Source organism: Vibrio sp. 378, assembly GCF_033339435.1.
The window spans coordinates 1-516 of record NZ_JAWOUO010001199.1; the positions used below are offsets into that span (position 1 = coordinate 1).

Below are 516 nucleotides of genomic sequence, written 5' to 3' on the forward strand. Positions count from 1 at the left end.
ACTCAAGTAAACAATATGAAAGTATTAAATAACTTAATTTGGCTGATGCTCGTTTATTCAGCATCAGCCATTTCATTAGAACTGCTACCTTACCGAGCACATTACTCTGTTCCTGTTAAAAGCTACAAAGAAATAGTGTTCGGTGATGTTTTTCGCCAACAGTATGACTTCAGCTGTGGCTCTGCCGCCCTGGCTTCTCTTCTCACTTTTCATTATGCAACAGAGTCATCTGAACAAGATATCTTCAAAAGCATGTTTGAAAAAGGTGATAAAGAAAAAATCAAAGAGAAAGGTTTTTCTTTGTTGGAAATGAAGTTTTACTTGGATTCCATAGGGTTACGTTCTGACGGTTTTCAAGTAGGACTGGAGAAAATTAAAGAAGTCGGTGTCCCTGGGATTACTCTCGTTAATTTCGATGGGTATATGCATTTTGTTGTAATCAGAGGTATAAACAATCACTCAGTTATTCTAGGAGACCCTTCTAGAGGAACCATGATAATGAAACTGGATGAGTTT

General features: G+C 37.2%; 1 protein-coding gene. It reads left to right on the forward strand.

Annotation, left to right across the window (positions count from 1 at the left end):
* Positions 1-15: 15 nt before the first annotated feature.
* Positions 16-516 (forward strand): C39 family peptidase (locus R7Q48_RS31125; RefSeq protein WP_318134284.1); only part of this gene is annotated, 501 nt, incomplete at its 3' end.